19 protein-coding genes are annotated in these 22,428 nt (G+C 34.8%); 8 read left to right on the forward strand and 11 right to left on the reverse strand.

From position 1 onward, the window contains the following. Positions 1-76: 76 nt before the first annotated feature. The 6 genes from EZ428_RS14600 to EZ428_RS14625 all read right to left on the reverse strand — a co-directional run bounded on the left by EZ428_RS14600 (position 77) and on the right by EZ428_RS14625 (position 9,781). Positions 77-1,480 carry a calcineurin-like phosphoesterase C-terminal domain-containing protein gene (locus EZ428_RS14600; protein ID WP_131553905.1) on the reverse strand — a complete coding sequence of 468 codons (1,404 nt, stop codon included), beginning with the start codon at positions 1,478-1,480 and terminating at the stop codon, positions 77-79. A 1-nt stretch (position 1,481) separates the two neighbouring features. Next, entirely contained in the window at positions 1,482-2,060 is a 579-nt protein-coding gene (locus EZ428_RS14605) for a hypothetical protein (protein WP_131553906.1), read from the reverse strand. An 81-nt stretch (positions 2,061-2,141) separates the two neighbouring features. Beyond that, positions 2,142-3,677 carry a DUF5689 domain-containing protein gene (locus tag EZ428_RS14610; RefSeq protein ID WP_131553907.1) on the reverse strand — a complete coding sequence of 512 codons (1,536 nt, stop codon included), beginning with the start codon at positions 3,675-3,677 and terminating at the stop codon, positions 2,142-2,144. A 27-nt stretch (positions 3,678-3,704) separates the two neighbouring features. Continuing rightward, entirely contained in the window at positions 3,705-5,279 is a 1,575-nt protein-coding gene (locus tag EZ428_RS14615) for a SusD/RagB family nutrient-binding outer membrane lipoprotein (protein WP_131553908.1), read from the reverse strand. 10 nt (positions 5,280-5,289) lie between these two features. After that, positions 5,290-8,625, reverse strand: coding sequence for a SusC/RagA family TonB-linked outer membrane protein (locus tag EZ428_RS14620; protein ID WP_131553909.1), 3,336 nt, complete (start codon positions 8,623-8,625; stop codon positions 5,290-5,292). A 391-nt stretch (positions 8,626-9,016) separates the two neighbouring features. After that, complete coding sequence (locus EZ428_RS14625) at positions 9,017-9,781, reverse strand: DeoR/GlpR family DNA-binding transcription regulator (protein WP_131554035.1); 765 nt, start codon at positions 9,779-9,781, stop codon at positions 9,017-9,019. Positions 9,782-9,935: 154 nt separating this feature from the next. On the opposite strand from EZ428_RS14625, the gene EZ428_RS14630 reads away from it, so the two are divergent. The 8 genes from EZ428_RS14630 to EZ428_RS14665 all read left to right on the forward strand — a co-directional run bounded on the left by EZ428_RS14630 (position 9,936) and on the right by EZ428_RS14665 (position 17,723). Beyond that, complete coding sequence (locus EZ428_RS14630) at positions 9,936-11,528, forward strand: glycerol-3-phosphate dehydrogenase/oxidase (RefSeq protein ID WP_131553910.1); 1,593 nt, start codon at positions 9,936-9,938, stop codon at positions 11,526-11,528. Positions 11,529-11,551: 23 nt separating this feature from the next. Beyond that, positions 11,552-13,042 (forward strand): glycerol kinase GlpK, encoded by a 1,491-nt coding sequence (glpK, locus tag EZ428_RS14635; protein WP_131553911.1) that lies wholly within the window; start codon positions 11,552-11,554, stop codon positions 13,040-13,042. 52 nt (positions 13,043-13,094) lie between these two features. Continuing rightward, the gene (locus EZ428_RS14640; protein WP_131553912.1) at positions 13,095-13,829 is read left to right on the forward strand and encodes an MIP/aquaporin family protein; all 735 of its coding nucleotides are present in this window, start codon (positions 13,095-13,097) and stop codon (positions 13,827-13,829) included. Between the two features lie 66 nt (positions 13,830-13,895). Continuing rightward, a complete protein-coding gene (locus tag EZ428_RS14645) occupies positions 13,896-15,020 on the forward strand; it encodes an aminotransferase class I/II-fold pyridoxal phosphate-dependent enzyme (RefSeq protein WP_131553913.1) in 1,125 nt (374 codons plus the stop codon). After that, positions 15,020-15,634: a dethiobiotin synthase gene (gene bioD, locus EZ428_RS14650; protein ID WP_131553914.1), complete on the forward strand. Its 615-nt coding sequence runs from the start codon at positions 15,020-15,022 to the stop codon at positions 15,632-15,634. Before EZ428_RS14645 ends, bioD begins: the two co-directional genes overlap by 1 nt. A gap of 153 nt (positions 15,635-15,787) precedes the next feature. Next, positions 15,788-16,525 carry a DUF2071 domain-containing protein gene (locus tag EZ428_RS14655; protein ID WP_131553915.1) on the forward strand — a complete coding sequence of 246 codons (738 nt, stop codon included), beginning with the start codon at positions 15,788-15,790 and terminating at the stop codon, positions 16,523-16,525. A 113-nt stretch (positions 16,526-16,638) separates the two neighbouring features. Then, positions 16,639-17,259: a class I SAM-dependent methyltransferase gene (locus EZ428_RS14660; RefSeq protein ID WP_205945710.1), complete on the forward strand. Its 621-nt coding sequence runs from the start codon at positions 16,639-16,641 to the stop codon at positions 17,257-17,259. Between the two features lie 59 nt (positions 17,260-17,318). Beyond that, complete coding sequence (locus EZ428_RS14665) at positions 17,319-17,723, forward strand: hypothetical protein (RefSeq protein WP_131553917.1); 405 nt, start codon at positions 17,319-17,321, stop codon at positions 17,721-17,723. Between the two features lie 299 nt (positions 17,724-18,022). On the opposite strand, the gene rplT is transcribed toward EZ428_RS14665, so the two are convergent. From rplT to EZ428_RS14690, 5 genes are all read right to left on the reverse strand, one after another. Further along, positions 18,023-18,367, reverse strand: coding sequence for a 50S ribosomal protein L20 (gene rplT, locus EZ428_RS14670; protein ID WP_055131818.1), 345 nt, complete (start codon positions 18,365-18,367; stop codon positions 18,023-18,025). A gap of 71 nt (positions 18,368-18,438) precedes the next feature. After that, a complete protein-coding gene (gene rpmI / locus EZ428_RS14675; RefSeq protein WP_113652647.1) occupies positions 18,439-18,639 on the reverse strand; it encodes a 50S ribosomal protein L35 in 201 nt (66 codons plus the stop codon). 26 nt (positions 18,640-18,665) lie between these two features. Beyond that, positions 18,666-19,235: a translation initiation factor IF-3 gene (gene infC / locus EZ428_RS14680; RefSeq protein ID WP_055131820.1), complete on the reverse strand. Its 570-nt coding sequence runs from the start codon at positions 19,233-19,235 to the stop codon at positions 18,666-18,668. Positions 19,236-19,247: 12 nt separating this feature from the next. Further along, the gene (gene thrS, locus EZ428_RS14685; protein WP_131553918.1) at positions 19,248-21,173 is read right to left on the reverse strand and encodes a threonine--tRNA ligase; all 1,926 of its coding nucleotides are present in this window, start codon (positions 21,171-21,173) and stop codon (positions 19,248-19,250) included. A 117-nt stretch (positions 21,174-21,290) separates the two neighbouring features. Then, positions 21,291-22,373, reverse strand: a complete 1,083-nt coding sequence (locus EZ428_RS14690; RefSeq protein WP_131553919.1) for an acyltransferase family protein — start codon at positions 22,371-22,373, stop codon at positions 21,291-21,293. Positions 22,374-22,428 lie beyond the last annotated feature (55 nt).

A 22,428-nucleotide genomic window follows, 5' to 3' on the forward strand; every position in this document is an offset into this window, starting at 1 on the left:
TTGATGGGTTGATTGGCTACAACCACTTATTAAAGCTACAGTCAAAAAACTGAATAAGATACTTAATTTCATAATATTATGCTTCTGCGGTAAATTTTTCACCGAATCTATCGGTTGTAACAACTTTTACTTTTTTAATGGAAGGTTCAAAATGTGCTACGAACAAATGCTCAGTCATTTTGGGTTCAGCAAAGGTTCTTCCCATTGGTAATTTATCGCCTTTAAATAAGGTTACCGACATCGGGTCAAAGCCTTTCTGTATCTCCATCTCTCCCATCGATTTTCCATCAAGAAAATATTCTACTTTCCATTGAGGGTCCCAATTCCAAACATTAGCAATTAATCTTTTCTGGTTAGTTAATTCATCAACATAAATACGAATTTGATTTGTTCTGTCTAATCCAGTAGGCTGATAATACCATTTTAACTCTGTTCCATTAACTTCATATACACCATAACCTGAAGGTGTACCATCTTCACAGATTGGGCCAGTCCACCAAGCGCCACAGACAGTACCGTGATTATGTTCGTATATGTTATTTTTTATAGTGTTTTTATTGTAATGGGTGTGACCAGACATAAGATGAACATTGGTAAAGCTATTTAATACTTTATACAAATCTTCATTATTTTTAACAGCATTATGAATTGGAATGTGAGCACATATAATAACCAATGCATTTTTCGAAACAAATTGCAAATCTTTAGCCAGCCAATCTAACTGGGCTTGAGAAATGAAACCATCATAGGTACGTTCCACTCCTAAATATCTAACATCATCTAAAACTACATAATGAGCTTTACCCCTGTTAAACGAATAATAAGTTGGTCCGTAATGCTCTTGGAAAGTTTTGTCAGATGTTTCATCACCACCCATGCGATAATCCATATCATGATTACCTAGTGCCTGAAAAAATGGAATACCCATTTCAGTTACAGCTTTGTTATAATCGACAAATAACTCGTGATTATCCCAAACTATATCACCCACACAAATACCATGAACTAATGCGTTACCTAAAGATTTTATAACTTTCTTGGTATCAGGCACAGATTCGTTCATCATTTTCTGAACATCTTTTTTATTCTTTACTTGTGGATCTGCCCAAATGATAAAATTATGTTTATTATCATTTTGTTTTAGTGCTTTTAGCTCGAAATTTAACTTAGCATTTGCACTTGCATTTTGATAATGTTTAGCTAAATAACTATCTGTTTTAAATTCGTAACCTGCTGGTGTACTTAACCATACAAATTTAGCTAGGGTGTTAATCTCAATGACATAATTTCCGTCTTTGTCTGTTTTAACTACATTAAAACCATCAGAAACAACAACATTTGCAATTCCTTTTCCATTACTAGTTATACGACCAGAGATTTTATTATCAGTATCAAATAATGAAAATGGATATGATTTTAAACTAACAAATAATGTGGTAGCCAATAAACCACCTTGTTTTATAAATGATCTTCTATTCATATTAGTTTTTATATATAGCTATATCATCAATACTTAATCGTCCGTTTTTAATAGAAGAATCTTGTTTTCCATCTCCTAATCCTAATTTATTTATTCTAAAACGGACTTTTCCTTTAATGTCCAGATTAAATTCTGCAGTTTTAAGATCTGTGGATTCCGTAAGAATGTCTTTCCCAGCTTGCACCCAAGTTAAACCTTGGTCTGTTGAATATTCTAATTTCCAGATGCTTGATGCATCCTTATAATAAACTGCATACGCAATAGTTACTTTTGAAGCACCTTCATTTAAATCAAAATTCATTTCCAAAAAAGCCGACTTACTCCTATTTTGCTGTATGCGTATACTTTGTTTTCCTATCGGATTAAATCGATCATGTCCAGGTAATGCTCCTAATAGAGCATAATCCAAATTCCATTCTCCACTTTTAAGCGTTATGATTTGCTTTTTATAATGAGCTTTTACAGCTGTGTCTGGCGATTCAAAATTCTCTGGAAAATTTGCATATATTTCTTTCTTTTGCCCAAATACTGCAGTTGAGGCAAATAATAAAAACACCAATAATATTTTGAAAAATTTCATATCTAATGGGATGATTTTAAAAAACCCAGAACAATTCATTTAAAAATGAGTGTTCTGGGTTATGAATTATGATTTATACTATTATTTTATTTGTGTCGATTCGTCGTTTTCAATTGCACTTAAAGCAGATGTTTTAGTTAAGGTATAATACCTTTGAGACCTCGCTTTAACCCATTTACCTAAGCCAGTATCAAATACCCCCCCTAATTGATTAAAGAACCCTACATCTGCAGGTGTAGTGTAAATTAAGCTAATTGTATTGGTACCTTGTCTGTAAAAAGGTTGAGGTTTTAATGTAATTGGATCAATTGCATCATAAAAATCCGTATTACCCACTCTAAATCCTAGTGCTGGTGAAGCTTGATATAAAAGTCCACCCGTAGCGATCCAGATCACATCAATTGGTTGTGATGTCTCTACAACTGAAGTTCCTCTAAATACAGCCATACCAGATGCATTGCCACTATTAGCGAGTATGCCTCCATTTTTAGTTCCGAACCCATCTCCATCAGTTGTCGTATAATTAAATGACCTTATCCACTTAGAAGAAGCTATGCTTGTAGAGCTTGGGCCATTTATCAATTTACTTGCTCCACCAACGTAAAAGAATTCGCCTTTAGAAACCGTACCAGAAGTTAAGTTAAATTTAAATGTTCTTAACCCACCTAGTGCCCAGCCATTAACTGGATAAGTTGCTGGAGTTGAAGCACCAGCATTGTTAGTAGTAACTACTGAAAATGGAGTGACAGCAAAATCAATATTTTTAGTCGCTCTAAATTGAATATATTCATTGTTACCATCACCACCAATTACATCAGCAATGAACCCGCTGATAATTATTTCTGGAACATCAACGGTAGAGCTTAAAGTAGTGATATCAGTAGCATTTCTTAATCTTATCTGCGGAGTCAGCTTTCCATCAGCTGCAGATTTAGTAACTACAATACCTGTATAATTACCAGAGAAAGGTGGTTTTAAATTTGCAAATGTTGCAGTTGCTTCGGTGTGAAGTGTAATGTTCTCAAAACCATCATTTAAAATCTTATCCCCAGATAAAACATCCGTTGGTGCTAAAGGCGGATTATAGGTTCCCTTAACTATAGAAACTAATGTACTTTCATACCTTCCTGGATCTGCCAAGATAAAACTACTAGGCACACGATTTGCAGCTATAGGCTTGTTAGAACCTTTCTTTTTAATGTCTCCAGCAGAAATATTTAACACCTGTAAAATTCCATCAACTCTTTTTAACAAACCACCAGAAAGTTTAATATGAACAGAATCTCCTGATACATATTTCGCTGCTTCTGTGCCAATAGGAATTGCAATCCCTCTTAATTGGCCTAAACGAAGTTTGTCTTGAACGAATAATAATCCTGTAGGTAAATTTCCAGAAGTATGATCTGAAACAACTATCCCCCTTATGCTATCAGAACCAAACATAATTGGATTAGTTAAGCTTACATCTGATCCTTTATAAAGATTTCTTAAATCAAACATCGGAATAAATGCACTTACTGTTCCCCCTGGATAATTTCCATAATTATCATCTTTACATCCTGACCACACAAAGGCGATTGAAAGTAAAATGAGGCTATTTAATATTATTTTTTTCATCGTAATAATTTTATAAATCTAATATGATTAAGGTTTTTGCCACCAAACATTAGTAAATATCTCATCTACACCTTGTGCTGCAACTGCAGCTTTATAGTTAGTTGGATTAGCAGATTGTACATATATTGGATAGGTCATTCTGGCTGGCATTACACCACCATTCCTTAAACCAGGTCCCTTAGGTAAAACCGGATGACCAGTTCTACGATATTCAAACCATTGTTGCATATCTACCAAAAACAATGCATAATATTTTTGTATATGAATTTGTTCCATTCTTCCATCAACTGATAAAGCCGGGTTCCAATCAATATCTGCATTCAATATATAACTTTGAACCTTTGCATCTGTTCCAGATGCTGGGAATGAAGGCACCCAATAATTAATTGAACTGGCAATTCCTGTATTATAATAAGATTCTGCGGTTCCCGTTGTTACCCATCCTTTTAATGCCGCCTCAGCTAAAATAAATTGTAATTCTGCATAATTCATTATGATACCAGTTAAAGGAGATTGCTGCAAAGATCTTGCACCCATTGCCACACCTGATACTGTATTATCAGTTGCATAAAAATATGATTGTATGGTTACGCCAGCACCCACGGCATAACCACTTGGCACACCAACAAAGCCAGATTGTCCTGGAGCAATGCCAAATCTATTGATTTGACCTGTCGCCGGATACCCACTAGCTGCAGAAATATCAATTCTTGGGTCTTGCCAATCTCTTAAATGATCCATAAAAAAGCTTCCAATTGCAGGTGCTCTAAAATCTTGAGCCCTAACCCCATTTACATAAGGAGAAACATAAGCACCAGTACCAATCTCCCCAGACCATTTTAATACGCCAGACTCAGCGTTGCTAGTCATGATCGGATAGGTTGTAGGATTTTCAGCAATTTGCTTAATTTTTGCTATGTTAACTGCTGCAACTTCAGATTTACCCACTGTTCTTAACAGCAATCTTAAATATAGCGAATTACCTAATTTACGCCATCTGGCAACATTACCTGCAAACACAGGATCACTTGCAGTAGTAATAGCCGTGCCTGCCGTTAGGAGTGTATTAGCTTCTTCTAATTTTTTATAGATATCATTATAGATATCTTTTTGTTTATCAAAAGCAGGCTCTAAAATACCCTCTTTACCTTGTGCAGATTGAGAGTATGGAATATCACCATATGTATCTGTTAAGTTAGAATATAACCAAGCTTGGCAGATCAAGGAAATACCTTGATAAGATTTATTAGCTTGATCTGGCTCACCAGCCAGCTTATACATATCTTTTAAATTTGTCAGCTGAACATACCAAGAATTCCATAAATAGTCTGCAATCGACCTTCTATACTCATATCTGAACACAGTTGCATCCCCATCGCTTATAGATACAGTAACCTGCATTAATTCATTATTAAAGTTACGATTACGAATCATACCAGCAGCAAGTGAATTTACAAGTGCAGGAGCTAAGAGTTTATTTGCCGTTGTTTCTTTTATATTAATAGGATCTGTATTAACTTCTTCAAATCCCTTGTCACAAGATGAAAGTAAAGTGATACCAACCACCATTACACTCATTACTTTATATATTATCTTTTTCATTCTTAAAAAATTAAATACCTATTGATAAATTAAATCCAAATGTTCTAGTAGATGGGAATTGCCCGATCTCAAAACCTTTAGAAATATCAGATCCATTCAATGTTCCAAATTCTGGGTCAAACATTGGCCATGGAGACCAAATGAAAAGGTTACGTCCATAAACACCAATGGTTACAGATGATAGGCCAGTGTTTTTAATCCATCTGTTAGTGATTTTCCAGTTTAAGGTAGCTTCTCTCCATTTGATGAAATCCGTTTTGAATGTACTACCCTCAGCATTATCTGCACCCATATGTGAACGGTAATATTCATCAATATCAAATGTAATTACATCATTTTTACGGTAAGAGCCATCTGCATTTCTAATCACACCATTACCCACAATACCATTGTATCTGCCAGGAACGGTTACTTGTAATTTTCCTTGTTCAACCATTTTGTAATTTAGAAGTGAGTGCGCTACTCCGCCTAATTGAGCATCAAATAACAAGCCCAAACTTACATTACCTAAACTAAAGGTATTTTGAAAACCAAATTTATATTTTGCTGTGGTGTTACCTAAATAAATTACTTCGTCTGTAATTTTAGCAAAACCAGTTGTAGCATCATAAACCACTTGTCCATCTGGCGAACGAACATAACCTCTACCATATAAATCACCCATACTTCCACCAACTTTAGCAACAATTTGTCCACCTGCTATTGGTCCAGTTCCAATAATAATAGAGCTATCTGGCAAACTGATGATTTTATTTTTGTTTGTTGCAAAAGTAATATTACTATTCCAATTAAATCCACCTCTCTTTTTGGCAGATATTGGTGTCCCATTTAGAGCAACTTCAACTCCAGAGTTATTGATTTGACCAGCATTAACAATAGCGCTGTTAAAACCTGAAGCTCTATCTACAATACGAGTTAAAATTTGATTGTTGGTGTGACCTAAATAATAAGCTACATCAAAACCCAAACGTCCTTTGAACATACTCATTTCAGCACCTACTTCAAAAGTTGTAGTTTTCAATGGTTTTAAATTTACGTTAGGCAATAAACCAGGATTAGTTAATGCACTATCAGGATAAATGCCATTAGCTGCCAATTGATAATTATAAGCAGTCCTGTAAGGTATAGTACCGCCACTACCAACTTGTGAAGCAGAAAATCTTAGTTTTGCAGAACTAATATGAGCTGGAAGCTTCCAAAAATCTGAAACACTAAAAGCTAGACTTGCAGCTGGATAAAAGAACCCAACATTGTCAGTTCTAGTAGGTGTAGCTAATACACTGTTATAATCTTGACGAGCAGATAATTCTAAGTATAAATAGTTTTTATATTCTAAGTTGGCGATAGCTAGTAAGCTATTTAACCTATACTGACTAGTGTCAGGAACTGAGATTAATGGATATAAATTGTTATCTAACCTATATATATTAGGTATCCTCAACCCATCAGCTCTTAAATCTTTTTTATTGTACTTATTTCTCAATTGGCTACCACCAATAGTAGCTATTACCTTGAGATCCTTTGTAATGTCTGTAGTATATCTCAATAGGGCATCTGCACTTATCTCGTGAGTGTAGATATCTTGGGTACGATAAGATCCTTGTGGTAACCTTGTGCCGGCATCATAAGGACGCTCTTGTGCACGTTGTTCTTGCACCATATCCATAGATCCACTAACTCTCAAACTTAACTTCTTAGTGAAGTTATAAGTAGCAGAAACGTTACCCGTAAAGTTATCTCTATTGGTCCTATTGATAAATTCATTTACGATAGCATAGGGATTTTCTGGAAATGAACTGTATGGATACTTAATTGCTCTATTTTCTTGACCATTTACCCAATAATTTTTGATAGCATCTAAATTGGCATTAGGCTGCCAAAAAATAAACCAATACATAATAGACTGGTTACCATATCCATTACCTGGAAGGTTATCACTAAATCTGTTGTTATAAGTTAACTTAGTAGTAAAGGTTAAATCTTTAGTAGCCTTGGTTGTTGTTGACAATGACACCGTAGTACGCTCCATGCCAGTTTTAGGGATAATCCATGTGTTATCTTGGTTGGTTAAAGAGATACGACCATTTGTCCTTCCTAATTTACCATCTAAGCTTAACGAATTGGTGATGTTATAACCGGTATCAAAAAAATCCCTGATTTGGTTGGTATAAGGAACCCAAGGCGTTCTTGTTAATCCAACTGCCTGTCTTGCACCATCATATTGAAAAAAGGATTGCCCATCAAAACGAGGTCCGTAAGCCGAACTAGTGCCACTCGTACTAGCGCCATCAGCGCTTGCACCATAAGAATAGTAATTAGCACCATCTAATCCTTGACCATATTCATATTGTAAATCAGGCCAACGATTAACTTCTTCAAATGAGCCGTTAGATGTAAATTTAATATTAACACTGTTTTTTGTCCTTTTTGAACTTCCAGATTTTGTAGTGATAATTACTGCTCCGTTGGCACCCCTCTGGCCATATAGAGCTGCCGCACCAGGTCCTTTCAAAACAGTTACACTTTCAATATCTTCTGGATTGATATCATTAATTGTACTTCCGTAATCTGCAGGCATGTTATCGCTACCGGTTCCATATACGGCGTCAGAAGCATTCGCAGAACGTCTACCTCCACTATTACTAATTACAACCCCATCTAAAACTATTAAAGCTTCATTATCACCTGTCAAGTTGTTCTCTCCACGCAGTATGATTTTACTTGAACCTGCCGGACCACCATTAGACCTAACTAAATTTAAACCCGCTACTTTACCAGATAATGCATCTGTCCAGTTGTTAGCAACAGCGTTCGTAAGTTGTGTGCTATCAATTGTAGTAGTAGCAAAACCTAATGATTTTTGTTGACGTTTAATACCTAATGCAGTAGTAACCACAACCTCATTCAATTGACTAGTATTTTCTTTCATTCTAATGACCAAGTTGTTCTGAGTATCAGAAATAACCCTAGTAATCGTGGTATAACCAATCATCGAAAAACTGATAGAACCACCTTTAGGAACTGAAACCGAATAAGCTCCTTTTTCATTCGTTACTCCTAATACTTTTTTTGTATTATCTGTAACAGTAATCCCTGGAATCGTTTGGCCATCAGAGTCGTCATACACCACTCCCTTAACTACTACGTTTTGATTTGCAGTTTGTGCAAATGAAGCTTGCAAGATTAATCCTTGAGCTAAAATTCCAAACAAAAAAATCTTAACATAAAAGGCAGAGCCGTAAATGAAATTAGAAAGAAGTTTTTTGTGATGTTTCTCCGCGACTTTACTTTCACTTCGCAAAGTATGCCTAGGCACTACAACATGTTGAGTAAATGTTTTGTTCATAATTATTATATCCGGTTAGTTTATTCAATCTTTTTAGTTTCATTACCGGAAGCCCCAAAAGTATAGGACTAACGTTAATACAATATTAACTCAAGGTTAATATGAAACTATATTCTATTACGAATTATTTAAATTTTTGTTTTTAAATATTTCGATATAAAAATATAAAAACAAATTGAAACTAATAATAATTTTTTCTTTTACCAAGAAAACTACTTGTTTTAAATAGATAAACAATGAATTTAACGCAATAACCACAACTTTAAGGAGTAAATTATAGTTAAAAAAGGCAAGGTTAAGCTTGATTTGAATTGCAAACAAAAAGAAAACCCTCTTGATGTAACATTTCATTTACAAAAAGAGGGTCAGAATATTATATAATTTTAAATCTTTAAACAATGGTAACTGTAACGCCCAAAGCTTCCAAATGATTGATGATTTGTTGTGAAACACCTTTGTCTGTTATAATGTGATCAATATCTTCCAGCCCACATATTTTTCCAAAACCTCGTTTTCCAAATTTTGTAGAATCTGCTAAAACAACTGTTTTCTGTGCAACATTAATCATTTTCTTATTTAGATGTGCCTCCATTGCATTTGTAGTAGTCAATCCATAATCTAAATCAATCCCATCCACACCTAAGAACAGCGTATTGAAATAAAAATCCTGGAGCACTTGTTCTGCATAGGCACCCATTACAGAAGACGAGCTTTTACGTAATAAACCACCTAATTGAATTACCTCAACAGCAGGCTCACTCATTAATTCTAATGCAATATTAAGCGCAGAAGTTACTACCGTTAAATTTAATCCTGACGGTATATTTCTTGCAAAATATAAGAGCGTTGTACCCGATGCCACAACAATAGAATCGTTCTCCTTTAGTAATTTAGCAGCAGAAGCACCTATTTTGTTCTTTTCGGTAGATTGTATTTTTTCCTTTTCATTTACAGGCCTATCTACCGTATATGGATTATTAACTGTTGCTCCGCCGTGCGTCCTAAACAACAAGTTCTTCTCTTCCAGTAGCTTTAAATCTTTTCTAATGGTTACAGAAGACACTTTAAGCTCCTTACAAAGCTCCACAACATTTATATACTGGTCCTTTTGTATTCTATTAAGTATAAATTGATGCCTTTCGGCTAAGTTCATCATCATGGTTTATATGGTCTGGTCCTGCAAAATAATAAATTAAACAAAAACTTATTTCATTTATGTCAAATTAATATTTTTTTTTCATTTCATTTTATTATTTCGAAATGTATTACTTATACTTGCTTATTGTTTCGTTTTATTATTTTTATCATTAATGCATAGAATACATAAATATCAATTAACCGATCAATCAGGTTGGGACGTTATCATAATTGGTGGGGGTGCTACTGGATTAGGGACTGCTTTAGACTCAGCAAGCAGAGGCTTAAAAACTTTATTAGTCGAACAGTCTGACTTTGCTAAAGGAACATCGAGCAGAAGTACCAAATTAGTGCATGGCGGTGTGCGCTACATGGCACAAGGCGATATTGGCCTGGTAAAACATGCATTAAGAGAAAGAGGTTTATTAGAATTAAATGCAAAACATCTCGTAAATAAAGAAGAATTCATCATCCCATGTTACGATTGGTTTTCTGTCATGAAATACTTAACAGGATTAACCCTTTATGATTGGCTTGCCGGGAAATATAGTTTCGGAAAGTCAAAGTTCTTATCAAAGAAAGAAACCCTTAGCTTAATGCCTGGCATTAAAGATAAAGGTTTAAAAGGCGGCATTAGGTATTTTGATGGCAAATTTGATGATGCTAGACTAGCCATAAACATTGCACAAACAGCAATAGAACAGGGAGCTACATTAATTAACTATATGAAGGTTACTAATTTGATAAAGAACAAAGATGAAGTAACTGGCGTTGAAATTGAAGACGCAATTACAAAAGATAAATTCAAGATTAACGGTAAGGTAGTTATTAATGCCACTGGTGTTTTTGTTGATGAAATCTTAAAAATGAATAACCCTGAGGCTAAAAAAATGGTTCGTCCAAGTCAAGGTGTTCATATCGTTTTACATAAAGAATTTTTAGATAGCAATTCTGCCTTAATGATTCCAAAAACATCTGATGGCCGTGTCTTATTTGCTGTGCCTTGGCATAACCATTTATTAGTGGGTACAACAGACACACCACTTAACGAACATAGCCTAGAGCCTAGGGCATTAAAGGAAGAAACTGATTTCATCTTAAAAACAGCAGCTTCTTATTTTAAAACAAAACCTACTGAAAATGATATTTTAAGTGTTTTTTCTGGCTTAAGACCATTGGCAGCTCCTACTGATTCTAACGGAAGCAGCACGAAAGAGATCAGCAGAGATCATAAGTTAATAGTCTCTGCAAAAGGCTTAATTACCATTACTGGCGGAAAGTGGACTACATACAGAAGAATGGCAGAAGAAACTGTGGATTTAGCAATCAAGGAAGCTGGATTAAATGCTGCTGCATGCATTACTAAGGATTTAAAAATACATGGTTGCGTAACTTCACATGATGAGAGTTATTTAAATATTTATGGTTCGGATAGAAAACATATCGAGTTGTTAATTAAGGAAAATCCGGGGTTTGGAGAGAAATTGCATCCAGAGTTTCCTCATACCGTAGCAGAGGTTGTTTGGTCCGTACGAAATGAAATGGCCGAAACTGTTGAAGATATTTTAAGTAGACGACTAAGAATGTTATTTATTGATGCGCAGGCAGCAATTGAGATGAGCGAAAAAGTAGCTTCAATATTGGCATCAGAATTAGGGGCTGATAAAATTTGGGAAGAAAATCAAATAAAAATATTTAATACATTAGCTAAAGGATATATTTATCATATAGAAAAGAAAGAAAAACAAGCTGCTCTTGCTAGCTAAAAAGCCTAACCAAATATAAACTTATGAGCAATTACATCTTATCTCTCGACCAAGGGACCACTAGTTCGAGGGCTATAGTTTTTAACCACAATGGTGAGATTGTTGCCATTGCACAAAAAGAATTCACTCAAATTTATCCAAAAGCAGGTTGGGTAGAACATGATCCATTAGAAATTTGGTCTACACAATTATCTGTAGCTGCAGAAGTTATCGTAAAAGCTGGCTTATCAGCTTCAGATATCAATTCTATTGGCATCACTAATCAAAGGGAAACAACTGTTGTTTGGGATAGAGAAACTGGTCAACCAATTCACAATGCCATTGTTTGGCAAGACAGACGTACGTCTAATTACTGCGATAGCATTAGAAAACAAGGTTTAGCTAAAAAGATTCAAGATAAAACAGGATTAATTATCGACTCTTATTTCTCTGCAACAAAAGCTAAATGGATATTAGAAAATGTTGAAGGTGCTAAAGAGAAGGCTGAAGCTGGAAAACTAGCTTTCGGAACAATTGACACCTGGTTAATCTGGAAATTGACAGGAGGAAAAACTCACGTTACAGATGTAAGCAATGCCTCGCGTACCATGATGTACAACATTCATGATCTAGCTTGGGATGAAGAATTATTAGCACTTTTTGGTATTCCAAAATCAATGCTACCAGAAGTAAAATCATCAAGCGAAGTCTATGGAGAAACAGCTGGTAATATCTTAGCAGCTAAACTACCAATTGCCGGTATCGCCGGAGATCAACAATCTGCCTTATTCGGACAAATGTGTACTGAAATAGGAATGGTAAAAAACACCTATGGCACTGGTTGTTTCATGCTTATGAATATTGGCAAAACGCCTAAAATTTCTGTAAACAATTTATTAACTACCATCGCTTGGCAAATTAATGGCGAAACTCATTACGCACTAGAGGGAAGTATTTTTATTGGTGGCGCTGTTGTACAATGGCTCAGAGACGAATTAGGTATGATATCTAAATCTGCTGATGTAGAAACTTTAGCAGCTAAAGTAAAAGATACTGAGGGCATTTATATTGTACCAGCATTTGCTGGATTAGGTGCACCACACTGGGATCAACACGCTCGTGGAACAATAACAGGATTAACCAGAGGAACAAATAAATCACACATTGCAAGAGCGGCATTAGAAAGTATTGCTTACCAAACAATGGATGTATTAAAAGCAATGGAAGCCGATGCTGGCGTTGGAATTGCAGAATTGAGGGTTGATGGTGGGGCAACAGCAAATAATCTGTTAATGCAGTTTCAAGCAGATTTATTAAATTGTAAAGTAATTAGACCAGAAGTTACCGAGGTTACAGCTATTGGCGCAGCTTATCTTGCCGGATTAGCTACTGGATTTTGGAATAGTGTTGATGAAATAAGGTCGCAATGGAAGATCGACAGAACTTTCGTAGCTGAAGAAGGAATAGATAACAAAGAACGGATTAAGGGTTGGAATAGAGCTGTAAAAGCTGCAAGAGTTAATGCAGAAGACTAGTCCAGTTTACAATTAACCAATTTATCAATTCAAACGATTAACCAATAATAAAATGAATGTATATCTAGCAGAATTTATCGGTACAGGCTTAATGATCTTGCTTGGTAATGGTGTGGTGGCTAATGTTGTGCTAAAAGATACCAAGGGAAATAACAGTGGCTGGATTGTAATTACTACAGCCTGGGCATTAGCTGTTTTTGTTGGCGTTGTAGTTGCGGGTCCGTACAGTGGCGCTCATTTAAACCCAATTGTAAGTTTAGGTCTAGCAATTGCACATAAATTTGATTGGGCCTTATTACCTGGTTATGCAGCTGCTCAACTTGTAGGCGCAATGACAGGGTCCCTTTTAGTTTGGTTGATCTATAAAGATCATTTTGATGCAACCGAAGATCAAGGATTAAAGGCAGCACCTTTTGCAACAGGTCCAGCTATTCGCAATAATGTATCTAATTTGCTATCAGAAATTGTAGGAACCTTTGTACTAATATTTGTTATTTTTTACCTTACCAGCGCAACCATGGGCACAAAAGAAAGCCCTACCCCATTTGGTTTAGGTTCCTTAGGTGCTTTGCCTGTAGCCTTTTTAGTATGGGTTATTGGCTTAGCTTTAGGCGGCACAACAGGTTATGCCATTAACCCAGTTCGTGATTTAGGCCCAAGAATTATTCACGCAATTATACCAATGAAAGGAAAAGGAAGCAGTGGTTGGGATTATGCTTGGATTCCTATCTTAGGTCCAATTATTGGCTCTTCTTTAGCGGCATTGTTATTCTTAGCCATATCATAATTCAATCTTAAAAATATAAACTGAAAAGCCCCGATTATTATCGGGGCTTTCTTATTTTTGAACCCAATGGAAAAAGCAGAATCTTTTCTTCAACAAAAGCTAGATGAAAGAACTGAGAATGGGTTGTTAAGGAAACTGACAAACACCTCTCTCCCATTCGATTTTTGCTCAAATGACTATCTAGGTCTTGCCCAATCAGCAGAACTAAAATCTTTAATAGAAGAACAAAGCCAACAAATTAAGCCATTTAAAAATGGTTCCGGTGGCTCTAGGCTTTTAAGTGGAAACCATCCTTATGTTGAAGAAACTGAAAAATTCATTGCAAATTTCCATAGCGCACCTGCTGGACTAATTTTTAATTCTGGTTATGACGCTAATGTTGGTTTACTTTCTTCCATCCCACAACGCGGAGATACCATTATTACCGACGAAATTATTCACGCAAGTTTAATAGATGGTGCAAGATTAAGTTACGCAGAGCGATTTAAATTCAAACATAATGACCTAAATGATCTAGAACAAAAGCTAAAATCCGCCAAAGGCATAATCTATGTAGTAATAGAGAGTGTTTATTCTATGGATGGCGACCTAGCAAAACTTAAAGAAATTGGCGAGTTATGCAAAAAGCATCAAGCTAACTTAATTGTAGATGAAGCTCATGCAACTGGGATTTTTGGAGATAAAGGAAAAGGACTAGTTAATCAATTAGGCCAAGAAAGTGATGTTTTTGCCAGGGTAATTACTTTTGGAAAAGCAATAGGCACTCATGGGGCAATTATTTTAGGGAGTAAGAACCTCCGCAATTACCTCATTAACTTTGCCCGTTCCTTTATTTATACAACCGCAGCTCCCTTACACAACATTGTTGCAGTAAACTGTGCTTATCAATTATTGGATAAAGGAAATTGTCAAACTGAAATAAGGCAAAAGATAGACCTTTACAATAGCTTAATCAAAGAGTTAAAACTACCAAGAATTCAAAGCAATAGCGTTATCCAAACTATTTTATTTGACAACGGCGAAACAACTAAAAATGCTGCTAAGGCATTACAAGCTAAAGGATTCGATGTGAAAGCCATTCTCAGTCCAACTGTAGCGGCAGGAAAAGAAAGGTTAAGAATATGTTTACATAGCTATAACGCCGACAAAGAAATTAGTGAGTTAGTTGATCATTTAAAAGCATTTCAATAATGGCGCAAAAATATTTTATAACTGGAATTGGAACTGGAATTGGCAAAACGATTGTTAGCGCTATTTTAATCGAAAAGCTAAACGCAGATTATTGGAAACCAATTCAATCTGGCGACTTATCACAAAGCGATAGTTTAGCCATTGAAAGTTTAATTAGTAATGAGAAAACAAAGATTCATCCAGAAACTTATCGTTTAAACAATCCACTTTCTCCGCATTTGTCGGCTAAATTAGATGGGATTGAGATAGCGCTTAATCAATTTATATTGCCAGATACCGATAACAACTTAATTGTTGAAGGTGCTGGAGGTTTAATGGTACCACTAAATAACAAAGAACTTATTTTAGATTTAATTAAATACCTAAACCTCGAAGTGATTTTAATTTCGCAAAACTATTTAGGAAGCATCAACCATACACTACTAACCATCAACACCTTAAGGCAACATAACATTTGCATCAAAGGAATTATATTTAATGGGGAAGCTAACTCTGAAAGTGAAAGTTACATTTTGAATTATACTCAAATCAATCATCTAGGAAATATTCCAACCCTTAAAAATTTAGACAAAACAAGCATCATTGAAGCTGGAAAAAGTATAGATCTTATATAGGAATTTTAGTTATTCTCCTATTATGCTTATCGTTTTTACCATATAAGAAATATAAGAGTGTTTAAGATTCTAATTAACTATTGACTTATATTTACTTAAATGCCTTATATGGTGAAGCAATTTAATAACATAAAAGCTAATAATAGTTTCTGAATGTCATTTCTTAAAAACCATCCATTTGCAGTAGAAGCTCATTTCAAAAGTACAATTGTACTTACTTATGCTTTACCAAAAACGCAATTGGAAAGTTTACTTCCTAGCTGTTTAACACTCGACACTCATAACGATGAATGGGCTTTTATTGCAATTGCTTTGGTTCAAACAGAAAATCTACGACCAAAAGGATTTCCAAATTTTATGGGCAATGATTTCTTTTTGGCAGGTTATAGAATTTTTGTTCGTTACACCACTAACGAAGGCAAAAGACTAAGAGGTTTATACATTCTCAAATCTGAAACCGATAAAAAGAAAATGATCTTTTTTGGCAATATATTTACCCATTACAATTACACCACCACAGATATTAAATTAGCAGAAACTGCCGAAAATGTATATATCAATTCAAATAAATCTGGTTTAGCAATAGAACTAAAGAAAAATGAAAATGCAGAGCTGCCAAAAGGCAGTGTCTTTGAAGACTGGAAAACCGCAAGGAGATTTGCGGGCCCACTCCCATTTACCTTTACATATAACGAGTTAAACAATGAAGTAACCATCATAGAAGGTGTTCGTCAAAACTGGATTCCCAAACCAATTGAAGTGTTAAAAGCAGAAGTTGGTTTTATTAAACAAGATAATTTTAAAGGAGCAATGCTAGCTAATGCTTTTATCAATGAAGACATTCCTTATCACTGGAAAAAGGGCAGAACTGAAATATGGAAAGGCATTTAAGAAAACCGTTTCAAGGAGTTTTAAATATCGTCAGGTTTAACTGGCATTTTTATATTTTAGCTTTCTTTTTAATTACTTGCTTATTCGCAATAACAATTTTATGCTCAGGTCAATTGAACTGGATATGCTATTTAATTATCATTGGCATTATATTAGGCACAACATTATCATTAATTGCTTCTTATTACATATATGATGTTTCTAATTTATACAGCTTAAAATGGCTTGATGATGTAGAAATTAAACAAGAAAATCACTTATTAAACATTAACGCAGGGTTTGACGAAACAAGTTATTTGTTAAAACGCAAATATGTTAGCTCTAACTTAACAGTAATGGATTTTTATAATCCTGCAAAACATACAGAAGTTTCCATCGAAAGGGCAAGAAAAGCATATCCGCCATATCCTGGAACTTTGGCAATTGAAACATCAAATATCGGAGTACCTACAAAAAGTATTGATTGCGCATTTGTGATTTTAGCAGCACATGAAATTAGGGATAAGCAAGAACAAATTATCTTCTTTAAACAAATCAAGAAATCTTTAAAGGATGATGGAAAAGTTATTGTCGTAGAACACAATAGAGATATTTATAATTTTTTGGTTTATAACCTTGGTTGTTTTCATTTTTTTAATCCAAGGAGATGGAAAGATGTTTTTAAAAAATCAGGGTTACAGTTAACACAAACAAAGAAAATTACACCTTTTATAAATGTTTATTATTTAACTTAAAGATTAGCTTCGCTGAACCCTTCGCGGTTCTTAGACAAGCTCAGAATGACAATACAATAATGGAATTACACCTTGAAATAGTCGGCTTTATCTTAATTGTATTGGCATTTATTCATATTATTTTCCCTAGATACTTTGCTTGGAAAGAACAGTTAAAATCGCTTACATTAATTAACAAACAATTAATGTACGTGCATACATTTTTCATTGCTGTTACCACTTTATTAATGGGAGTTCTATGTATGTTGTGTGCTAAGGATTTAACAACAACACTATTTGGACAAAAAATAGCTTTTGGCTTGGCACTTTTTTGGGGAATGCGATTATTCTTTCAATTCTTCGTTTACTCAAAAGATTTATGGAAGGGCAAAAGATTAGAAACTTGGATACACACCCTATTTTCAATTCTTTGGTTTTACATAAGTTTGGTTTTTAGCTTAGTTGCTTTGAACCTTAGCTTTTAGTTTGTCGCACTACTTTAAGTTTTCTAAACCGGTCCCTATAGCTATCGGAGAAGCGGCATACCCTATAATTGTGATGCTGAGCCTGTCGAAGGAAATTATAAAGCTACCTGCCTGCGGTAGACAGGTAGCGTAAAGCCAGACTTACTTTAATTATTGTGATAAAGTTACTTTTCTAAAAAAATGTCATTCCGACTTTGGAGGAATCTAGTTAGAGAGATTTTTCGCTTCGCTCTGAATGACAAAAAATGGTCATAAAAAAAGGGAACAACTTGCTCCCCTTTTTTTATGTAATGTATTTCTTATTTTACTGCATCAATGATTGCTTTGAAAGCATCTTTATGGTTCATTGCTAAGTCAGCTAATACTTTACGGTTTAAACCGATGTTTTTAGCTGCCAATTTACCAATTAATTGAGAGTAAGATACACCGTGCTCACGTGCTCCAGCGTTGATACGTTGGATCCACAATCCGCGGAATTCTCTTTTCTTAACTTTACGGTCACGGTAAGCATATTGCAAACCTTTTTCTACCGTGTTTTTAGCAATGGTGAATACCTTGCTTCTTGATCCCCAATAGCCTTTGGCCATATTTAGGACTTTTTTTCTTCTGCGTCTAGCAGCTACTGCGTTTACCGAACGTGGCATAGTGTGTTGTTTTTGATAAGCGGTGTTGCCTTAAGCAATCTTAGTTACCGAGTACCTGGTTAAAAAATTAGTTATTTACCGATTGCAAGCATACGTTTAACGTTGCCCATATCAGCATCACTTACCAGACTAGTCTGGCCTAAGTTACGCTTACGTTTAGTGCTCATTTTTGTTAAAATGTGACTTTTGTAGGCGTTCTTTCTTTTGATTTTACCTGTTCCAGTAAGCGAAAAACGCTTTTTAGCACTGGAATTGGTTTTCATTTTTGGCATAACCTTGTTTTAATTTATAATATTTATTACTTCTTTGCTACTTTAGGCGCTAATGTTAAAAACATACGCTTTCCTTCTAATTTAGGTAGTAATTCTACTTTACCTATATCTTCTAAAGCTTGTGCAAACTTTAACAATAAGATTTCACCTTGTTCTTTATAAACAATAGCTCTACCTTTAAAGTGTACGTAAGCTCTCACTTTTTCGCCATTTTCTAAAAAGCTAACAGCATGTTTTAATTTAAATTGAAAATCGTGATCGTTAGTATTAGGACCAAAACGAATTTCTTTAATAACTGTTTGTTTAGCGTTTGCTTTTATCTCTTTTTGCTTTTTCTTTTGTTCGTAAACAAACTTGCTATAATCGATAATACGGCAAACAGGTGGAACTGCATTTGGAGAGATTTCTACTAAATCTAGTTCCAACTCATCAGCAAGTGCCAAAGCTTTTGCCAATGGGTAAATCCCCGGCTCAACATTATCTCCAGCTAACCTAACTTCCTGAGCTCTGATATACTGATTAATATTATGTTCTGCTTCTTTTTTCTTAAAAGGAGGACGTGGTCCCCTATTAAATCCTGGTCTTCCTAATGCCAAATGTAATTTTTGTTAAACTGTTATTTCTTTAATAATTATTTCACTAAACTCTGCCAAAGTCATTGAACCTAAGTCTCCTTGTCCATGTTTGCGAACTGAAACTTTTTGCTCTTCCATCTCCTTTTCGCCTATTATAAGCATATAAGGTAACTTTTTAACCTCAGCATCTCTGATTTTTCTTCCAATCTTCTCATCTCGAAAGTCTATCAGACCGCGAATATCGGAATTATTTAGTTCATCTGAAACTTTTTTTGCATATTCTTCATACTTCTCTGAGATAGGTAGAATAATATATTGTTCTGGAGAAAGCCATAATGGGAAATTACCAGCGCAATGTTCTATCAAAACTGCCACAAAACGTTCTAGAGAACCAAATGGTGCACGGTGAATCATAACCGGACGATGTTTTAAATTATCGCTACCTGTGTATTCTAATTCGAAGCGCTCTGGTAAGTTATAATCTACTTGAATTGTACCTAATTGCCACTTTCTACCCAACGCATCCTTAACCATAAAATCTAGCTTTGGGCCATAAAAAGCAGCTTCGCCAAATTCTACTACAGTTGGCAAACCCATTTCTTCAGCAGCTTCAATAATTGCAGTTTCGGCTAATTTCCAGTTTTCATCAGAACCAATGTATTTTGCTTTATTTTCTGGATCACGTAATGAGATTTGTGCAATGTAATTATCGAATCCTAAAGATTTGAAAACATACAATACCAAGTCAATTACTTTTTTAAACTCTTCCTTAACTTGATCTGGGCGGCAGAATAAGTGAGCATCATCTTGAGTAAAGCCCCTTACACGAGTTAAACCATGTAATTCTCCACTTTGCTCGTAACGATAAACTGTGCCAAACTCTGCAAAACGAACTGGTAAATCTTTATAAGAACGTGGTTTAAACTTATACATTTCACAGTGGTGCGGGCAGTTCATTGGTTTTAAGAAAAACTCCTCTCCTTCTTGTGGTGTTTTTATTGGCTGAAAACTATCCTTACCATATTTCTCATAGTGACCAGAAGTAACATATAAATTCTTGTGACCAATATGAGGAGTGATAACTTGTTCGTAACCAGATTTAACTTGTGCTTTTGTTAAAAATTGAGCTAAACGTTCACGCAAAGCAGTTCCTTTTGGCAACCACATTGGTAAACCAGCACCAACTTTTTCAGAGAACATGAATAACTCCAATTCTTTACCCAATTTACGGTGATCACGTTTTTTTGCCTCTTCGATCATTAACAGGTATTCTGTTAATTCACTAGCTTTTGGAAAAGTTACGCCATAAATACGAGTTAACTGTTTTTTAGTTTCGTCTCCACGCCAATAAGCACCCGCAACATTCATCAATTTTATGGCTTTAATAAAACCAGTATTTGGAATGTGTGGTCCACGGCATAAATCTGTAAACTCACCTTGGCTATAAAATGTGATTTTTCCATCATCTAAACCTTGTAGAAGGTCTAATTTGTACTCATCACCCTTTTCTGTAAAATATTGTATTGCATCAGCTTTGCTCACACTTTTTCTGCTAAACCCTTCTTTTTGTTTAGCTAATTCCAGCATTTTGGTTTCGATGGCTTTAAAATCGTCTGAAGAGAATTCTCTATCTCCGAAGTCTACATCATAATAAAAACCAGTTTCAATGGCAGGGCCGATACCGAATTTTGTACCTGGATAAAGCGCTTCTAAAGCCTCAGCCATTAAGTGAGCTGATGAATGCCAGAATGTAGCCTTACCAGCTGTATCATTCCATGTTAATAATTTAACAGTAGAATCAGCTTCAATTGCTCTAGAAGAATCCCAGATTTCTCCGTTAACTTCTGCTGCTAAAACGTTTCTTGCTAAGCCTTCAGATATTGACAAGGCTATTTGATGGGCAGATGTGCCCTTTTCATACTGACGGCTTGAACCATCAGGTAAAGTAATGTTAATCATCTACAACTATGATTTAAAGGTTAAAAAAATTGTTTAGTAAAATCACATACCAAGTGATTTTTGAAATGCAAAGATGCCCATTTTACGACAAATTTCAAAGTATAAGTAGTGTTAATTTCAAGAAGCTTTCGTTAACTTGTTTTTTAAATAATTACGGATCGGGGCATCAATAAATATCAAGCTTAGATAAGCTAATATAATTAATAATATAACCGAAATAGGAATTACTAAAGCCAATGTAGAAAGTGAAGGCTTAACTACAGCAACATACGTTAAAAATATCCAGACAAAGGGATAATGTGTCATGTATAGTGGATAAGAGATTTCTCCAGATAATTTTGCAAGTTTTTTTACCGATGGCTTTAAAGAACTACCTGCGCCTAATGAAACGATTAATGGGAAATAAAACATAACCAGAATTGGCTCAACAACCCAGTTGTATTCATCATTATATGGTATTAAAAAACCAATTAATAAAAATATTCCTAATGCTAAAAAGCCTATTTTGTTCTTAATAATCCAATTAGAACGATAAATTAACATCCCTAAAAAGAAAGAAAATAATACTCTTACACCGCCATCCCAAAAATTTGGACCACCCCAACCACCGCTTATATTTTTTGAATTAATAGCTACATAACATAGAAAGATTGCTCCCATCAAGGTTAATACTTGCAAAACTCTTTTAGGCGCTTTAAAAAGTGCTAAAGCGTAAATTATATTTATCACATATTCCCAAAAAAGTGACCAAGCAGGTGCATTTAAATTGAAGAGATTGAAGTATCGCTCTTCCATTACTGGGTATGGAATTAAGCATATGGAACTTAAGAAAATGAGTGCAGTTTTACCAAAACCATAGATAGCGTAAAAATCACTGAAAGGATCAAAAAGAAAAGTAAGTAAGCCTAAAATAGAACCAATAACTACCAAAGGTTGTAAACGAATAAGTCTTAGTTTAACAAACTGCCAAATACCTATTTGTCCTATCCTGCTATCATAAGCATATACAATTACGAAGCCCGATAAACAGAAAAAGAAATCTACCGCCAAATAGCCATGGCCTATGAAGTTTTTACTATAATCAGTAATGGCAATTTCCATAAAATGAAAAACAACTACTGCAATTGCAGCTATCCCTCTCAATCCATCTAAAATCTCAAAATGTTGTTTCGTTTTTAATAAGTTTTCTTTGGCAATCATTATGTGTGTAAGTAAGCTATAATTCCCAAATCTAAAAAAATTAAACACAAAAAAA

Origin of the sequence: Pedobacter frigiditerrae (assembly GCF_004331645.1) — a bacterium.
In the GTDB taxonomy this organism is placed as follows: Bacteria; Bacteroidota; Bacteroidia; order Sphingobacteriales; family Sphingobacteriaceae; genus Pedobacter; species Pedobacter frigiditerrae.